Raw genomic sequence first — 6,469 nt, 5'->3', positions numbered from 1 at the left:
TATAAACTCTAGTATCCGGCTTTTACTGAATAATATGGGACTTGATGCAAAGCTAAATGACCATGTGATTAAAGAATCCCATGAAATCGAAAAAAAGTTTACCGCGCGAATTGAGAAAAATTTCATCATCATTTAATCGATCCGTAATTTCTTATCCTGATCCTATCATGGCAGCGTCGTTTTCAACACGACGCTGTTTTATTTTTCTGCAATTTTATCATCACTTCCTTCTTCAGTTGTTTAACTATAACTAATATTAAAATACCCGGTAGCAAACTTTAATTTATTTTATCTTTTATTTTCATACACTGTAAATATTTCAATACTTATGTTTTAAACGTTTGTCAATTAATTATTTTTTTGCTTATTTTCGTAATTTATAACTATTGTATAATTTATGCTAGACAAACTGCATTTTACATGCTATTATCAAAGCACGCTTAAACATAACTAATATTATACACAAATAACTTATATTTCTGATGTTCAAGCAGTTGTTAATCGTTGTTCTGACCAGTCACTATTTAGTGATTGTAAATAGTTCATCTATGGGTAAATTGCACACCAATTTGAAAGGAGGTCGGAAGAAAAGGCATTGTTTATTGCACTCATACTATCATTCGTTGCTCTTTGAATTAAACAGCAAACGTTTAAACGAATGTTTTGTGCCGTATTACTAACTTGTTATCAGGATCTTCCCCATTCTTTCTGTTGAAGATGTACCCGACACAACCCATTTTTAAAATCAGGGCTGTGCGAAAAAAATGAGTCTCCTTGTTTAATTCGGGGAGATATTTTGAAGAAAAGGTGAAATTATGAAAAATAATACTTTTTTAAAAATTGCTGTTCTGTCAATGTTCTTTGTTCAAATGGGTGTTGGAACCATTACACCAGCAATCGCCAACATTGCCGCTGCATACCCGGATATTCCATTTACCACCCTATTACTTGTATCAACACTGGCGGTACTGATGTCTGTCCCGGCGACCCTCATTTCCGGTCGAATTGCCGGTACAGTCGTTAAATACAAAACGTTGTTACTAATCGGTATGATTCTCTTTATTGGCGGTGGTGTGGCACCCTATTTCATGGCAACTTCCAGTTTTACTGCCATCTTAGCTGTTCGTGCTATCTTTGGTATTGGTCTTGGGATCGTCACGCCACTTGGTGGTGCTCTAATTATTGCCTTCTTTGATGGTGAGGTTCGTGCCCAAATGATGGGTTTTGGTAATGTTGTTGCCAACGTTGGCGGAATCCTTTTCCAATTACTTGGCGGTATGGCCGCTGGTATTGCCTGGCAATATGCTTTCCTTCCCCATGCACTCGGAGTCATTACGTTGGTTTTAATCCTGTTCTTGCCGGAACCTGAAAAAGCTCCGGTTCAAGTAGCTGGTGAAGCAAAGCCTAAATTACCGGGTTCCGTTTTTGGTTTTGCTCTGGCAATTTTCTTAATCACGGCTTTAGTCTATCCAATGCTGGTTAATATGTCCACCATTATTGCCGTTACCGGTATGGGTGGCGCAGCGGATGCAGCGCTGGTTCTAACCATGTTCACTATTGGTGGAATGGCTGGTGGGTTTATTTTTGCAAAAGTTTTTGGTATTTTCAAGAAAAATACATTTGCTGTTGGTCTTGCCATGCTGGCAATTGCTATGGTAAGCGTTGGACTAGGCAATTCCATTCTATTTATGTATATTGGAACAACCGCTGCCGGCGTTGGCTTCAGTTTCATTATGCCAACCATTTTCATGGATCTAGGCGCTGCGGTTCATCCCAGTCAAATGGCAACTGCTTCCGGAATTGTTATGGCCTGTATGAATATCGGCGGATTTTGTTCTGCCTACATCTTTGCCTTCCTTGGCAGCATCACGGGCATGACCGAAAATATAAAATTCCCCTTCTATGTATCAATGACTGTCTTTGCCGTGGCCGCTATTGCTTATCTGCTGATTAAGCCCAAACAGCCAGAGACACCGCAACCAGAATAAATAAAAGTCAATAACTTAAACACCCGTCCAAACATACTTATGTTTGGACGGGTGTTTTTTTCGTCGCAGGATTTTAACGCAATGAGATTTTCAATACTCTTCAATCTGTCTACCGGTTTTTGCCGGTATCATCGTCAAAGCGATGCCAAATAGAATAATGCCAAAACCAATTAAAGAATAGACTGAGGGCATCTCCCCGACAAAGAAAAAAACAAAAATCGGATTGAGAATCGGCTCCAAAAGAGATACCATGGACGCTTTCAACGCCGAAATCATCCGCACTCCCTTAAAGAATATTAGATAGGACAGACCGAGTTGAAAAATTCCCAGAAAAATTAGTCCCAACCAACCAGCCATCGATAATCCCGTAAAATCAAGCTGTGTTGGAAACAGCGCCAATATCACCAGACAAAGAATGATATTATTAAAACCGACGATCGAGTTATCCGAAACAGGGTACTCCTTGTCCATAAAATGCTGAACCACCGCATAGGCGACACCATTGCTTAATGCCAGTAAATCACCCCACAGGTTTCCTCCCGCCGAGGCGCTTAAAATAACAATAATCCCAACAAGAATAAGTAACCGCGGAATCAGTTCTCTGCCGGTAATTTTTTTTCCTCTGATCACATAGTATAAATAGAGCCATAATGGGGCTGTGCATTGCAGGATAATTGCATTGGCGGCGGTTGTTATTTTAGTTGTCAGCACAAACATAATGCACAAATAGCAATACCCGATCACCAGACCCAGATAGTTTTTTGAAAACCTGAACTTCTTCCATTGGATCAGGGGCAGAAAAATAAGCCCGGCGATGAAAGCACGGCCAAAGGTGATGGTATAAGCATTGGCATTGATGAGCTTAATAAAAAAACCACCGGTGCTGAACAAAACCATAGCAATGAGCACATATATGGTTCCCTTTGTTGTTTTTTCCATAGCTATCTCCTTTTATCACTTTCAACTTGTCTTTTGATGATAACACAAATTCAGTTTTTTCTCTATATTTTTACTTTTATTTGCTGTATAATATCCATAATAAGGTGGAGGTAAACTTTGTATGTTATCACAGGTAAAAAGTAGCGGACTGCTAGGTGTAAATGGCGTAATTGTCACTGTTGAAATTGATATTTCCCGGGGATTGCCTTCTTATTCACTGGTAGGTCTGCCGGATGCCGGTATTAAGGAATCCAAGGATCGGGTTTTTTCGGCTGTTAAAAACAACGGTTTTAAATATCCCATGGATCGGATCACCATTAATCTTGCTCCCGCCGACCTGAAAAAGGAAGGGCCGGCTTTTGATCTGGCTATTGCGCTGGGTATTTTAAGTGCTTCGGATCAGCTGACCTGGGATCATCCTGAAAATTATCTGATCATCGGGGAATTATCTCTCAGCGGCGAAATAAGAAGCGTCAATGGGGTTTTACCGATGGTGCTGGCTGCCAAAGAAGCTGGTATATCGAACATTCTGGTTCCTTTTGAAAATCGCCATGAAGCCGCAGTAGTTCAGAATGTGAATGTCTATCCATTAAACGATTTTCACGAAGCCGTTTCCTTTTTAAAAAACGAACTGATCATTGAACCCTTCAAGGTCGATCTCAATGCTCTCCTGACCGTCGAAAAAAGCTGTCATAGCATTGATTTTTCTGACATTAGGGGTCAGGATCTGGCCAAACGTGCATTGGAAATTGCTGCGGCTGGGGCTCACAACGTCTTGATGAGCGGCCCACCTAACGCAAATCTATATCTATAATGAGCTTGCAATAATACCAAGGTTCGGGTTTTTCCCCGGATCTTTTTCTTTTCACAAAAATAGGACCATATCATTAATACGGTCCCGCAAAGCAAGTGGAATTATAGATTGTGCACATCAACCATTGTTTTTCTTTGTCCAACCTCATTTATGCTTGAACCAGTGGCCCGGTTGGAACGATTAATCGAATTATACCACAAAACCATCAGTTGTTCTACAAATATGGCTTGTTATCCGGTTTTCACAGGTCACTTATTACCTGTGATGGCTAAAACTGCTTAAAACGAGAATATGGGCTATTTATCAAAAAGCTGTGCTTATATGGCGTATTTTCGTTGAAAAATTTGTTTTAAAGTAATCAGCATATGTTAAACCCTTATAATTTTTATTGCATTTGAACAAAAGGTCTCGATGTTGCACCTGGGGATGGATCTCCTTTAGGTACAATCGAGATTCTTATTGCTTCCAATCGATACCCAAATCCTGCGGTTCCGGCGCTATCTCCATTCTTGGCCCAATCCAGCCACCCGAAATTTTGCGCATGGACTTGATAGTAGATGTCGAATTTATCTGAATCAGCCCCTGTCAGCCTGATTTTTATTGCTTCAAGACGCAAGCCATGATCTGTTGTCCCAGCCGTGGCCCCGTTCGATATTTCGGCTTGCCAACCAATGTTTTCGACGTGTGTAGAGTACGCCACGCCCAAATCGTAATTAGCATCATCTTCAAAACTGATGCGGATACTTTCGAGTCTATATCCCATGCCTTCTGTTCCAGACATTCCCCCCTGTAGGACATCTTCTTGCCAGCCAATATTTTGAACGTGGGTCTGATAGGAAATGATTGGAATTTTCTTGTCCAAGCTTTCATCAATTAAAAATCGTATCCCTTGTTCTCGTGCATATGTTTCGGCACAAGAACCCTCAACACCATAAATAACCAAACTTTCATCGTGATCCTTAAACGCAAGCCCGCTAATAGAAGTCACGCTATCTGGGATTACTATGCTAGTTAACCCCGTACAATATGAAAAAGCAGCCCACCCAATGGAAGTAACACCATCAGGAATTGCAATGCTAGTTAACCCACTACACTTAGTAAATGTATACGAACTAATCGACGTTATACCTTTTGGCAGTGTAATACTTGTCAATTTATCGCAGTATTCAAATGCACATTCATCAATAAAAGTCACACTATCCGGAATTTCTATATTTGTTAATCCGCTGCAATGATAGAATGCTTCTTCGCCAATATACGTCACGCCACCAGGGATAACAATACTAGTTATTTCATCCCAATGCGAGAAAGCTGCCTTGCCGATGGAAACAACTTTACTCGCACTAAGTGTCTCTGGGATCACTACTTCTCCGCCATTTCCTCTATATCCAGTAATATAGACATCACTACCTATACCCTTATAAATGAAGTCGCTGTTAGCGGATGCTTCTTTGGCTATAGCCCCCAACGGCATCGTTAAAAATAGCGCGCCTAATGCAACAAGTAAACAAACAGCTTTTTTAAAGTAAACTTTCATATTCCTACCCCCTGTTTTTTATTATTAAGTATATCTTAGCAAAATATTGAATAAAAAACAACCTAACCTACTCATGATTGTTAATAATTATGAAAAAGGGCCACCTCAATCAAGAGATGGCCCTTTTTTTATTGAATAATCCGTTTCCGATACTCTGCCTTAACCGTTTCCGTGTCCAGCGCCGCATAGATCTGCGTGGTCCCTGGGTTTGAATGCCCCATCAGCTCCTGCAGCACATTCAGCGGCATCCCGGCCTTGTGACCCAGGGTAGCGAATGTATGTCTGAGAAGATGCGGAAAAACAACCTATCGAATCCTGCCTGTTCGGCGATGTGGCCGATCTCTTTTTCTACTGCCCGGTTTCCTAACCTTCCATACGGCTTTTTCTGGGAAACAAACAGCGCGTCACTGCTCATCTGGTTTGCCTGCCGATCGTTGAAATATTTCTGCAGGTAAATCTTTGCCTTTGGCGAAAAGTAGATAGTCCGTTCCTTGTTGCCTTTTCCGATGATGTTCACCGATCGATCATTCCAGTTGATGTCCTGGATGTTGATCTGCGTGATCTCTGACAGCCGGCCACCGGTGCTGAATGTAAATTCCAGTAAAGCCCGTTGCCGGTTCGTCTTGCAGGCATCCCGCATCAATTCCAGTTCTTCAGCGGTCAGCGATTTTCTGACCCGCTTCTCAACTTTAGTCGACTTTATCTTTCTGGTAGGGCTCTTGACGATGTAATCCTCATTTTCCAACCAAACAAAGAAGCTCTTGAGAATTGATTTCTCTGTTTCCAGTGTCGAGTTTTTAATATTCTTGTATTTGACCAGATCTGCCAGAAACATCCGGATATCCATGGCCGTTATGTCCGCCACATTTTTCTGGAAGTAATTCGAGAACCGGCGCAAGTGCAGCGCATAATTTGCCAGGGTCTTGTCACTTAATCCATCCAGCTTCTTTGTGGCCAGGTACAGTAAAATCATTTCGTTCATGTCTGACTGCACCACCAGAGCCGTTGTCTTTGGTTGGATCTCGTAGTTATAGAGCGCTGACTCAATAATGTCTCTTAGAACATTTCCATCCACCTCTGGGAACCGGTCTGTGACCTCTGCAATAATTTTCATAGTAATTTCGTTTTCGCACATAAAAATAACACCTACTGTAGTATTTGCTCCTGAATTTTACTAATGCAAGAAGTACG

General features: G+C 41.3%; 6 protein-coding genes. 2 read left to right on the top strand and 4 right to left on the bottom strand.

Annotated features, from left to right (window positions below; all coding sequences use genetic code 11):
* Window positions 1-815: 815 nt before the first annotated feature.
* A complete protein-coding gene (locus Q7J41_RS15775) occupies window positions 816-1,988 on the top strand; it encodes an MFS transporter (protein ID WP_304889394.1) in 1,173 nt (390 codons plus the stop codon).
* 90 nt (window positions 1,989-2,078) lie between these two features.
* On the opposite strand, the gene Q7J41_RS15770 is transcribed toward Q7J41_RS15775, so the two are convergent.
* On the bottom strand, window positions 2,079-2,927 hold the full coding sequence (locus Q7J41_RS15770) for a DMT family transporter (RefSeq protein ID WP_304889393.1): 849 nt from the start codon (window positions 2,925-2,927) through the stop codon (window positions 2,079-2,081).
* Window positions 2,928-3,048: 121 nt separating this feature from the next.
* On the opposite strand from Q7J41_RS15770, the gene Q7J41_RS15765 reads away from it, so the two are divergent.
* Window positions 3,049-3,741: a magnesium chelatase domain-containing protein gene (locus tag Q7J41_RS15765; RefSeq protein ID WP_304889392.1), complete on the top strand. Its 693-nt coding sequence runs from the start codon at window positions 3,049-3,051 to the stop codon at window positions 3,739-3,741.
* Window positions 3,742-4,126: 385 nt separating this feature from the next.
* On the opposite strand, the gene Q7J41_RS15760 is transcribed toward Q7J41_RS15765, so the two are convergent.
* The 3 genes from Q7J41_RS15760 to xerC all read right to left on the bottom strand — a co-directional run bounded on the left by Q7J41_RS15760 (window position 4,127) and on the right by xerC (window position 6,413).
* Window positions 4,127-5,278, bottom strand: coding sequence for a leucine-rich repeat protein (locus Q7J41_RS15760; RefSeq protein ID WP_304889391.1), 1,152 nt, complete (start codon window positions 5,276-5,278; stop codon window positions 4,127-4,129).
* Between the two features lie 128 nt (window positions 5,279-5,406).
* Window positions 5,407-5,526 (bottom strand): hypothetical protein, encoded by a 120-nt coding sequence (locus Q7J41_RS17825; RefSeq protein WP_370651030.1) that lies wholly within the window; start codon window positions 5,524-5,526, stop codon window positions 5,407-5,409.
* A complete protein-coding gene (xerC, locus tag Q7J41_RS15755; protein WP_370651029.1) occupies window positions 5,517-6,413 on the bottom strand; it encodes a tyrosine recombinase XerC in 897 nt (298 codons plus the stop codon). The genes Q7J41_RS17825 and xerC overlap by 10 nt, the downstream gene beginning before the upstream one ends.
* Window positions 6,414-6,469: the final 56 nt, after the last annotated feature.

It is taken from the genome of Acetobacterium sp., from assembly GCF_030652775.1.
In the GTDB taxonomy this organism is placed as follows: Bacteria; Bacillota; Clostridia; order Eubacteriales; family Eubacteriaceae; genus Acetobacterium.
Note: the sequence above shows the minus strand (reverse complement) of the source record. Positions and strands in the feature narration are given on the sequence as shown.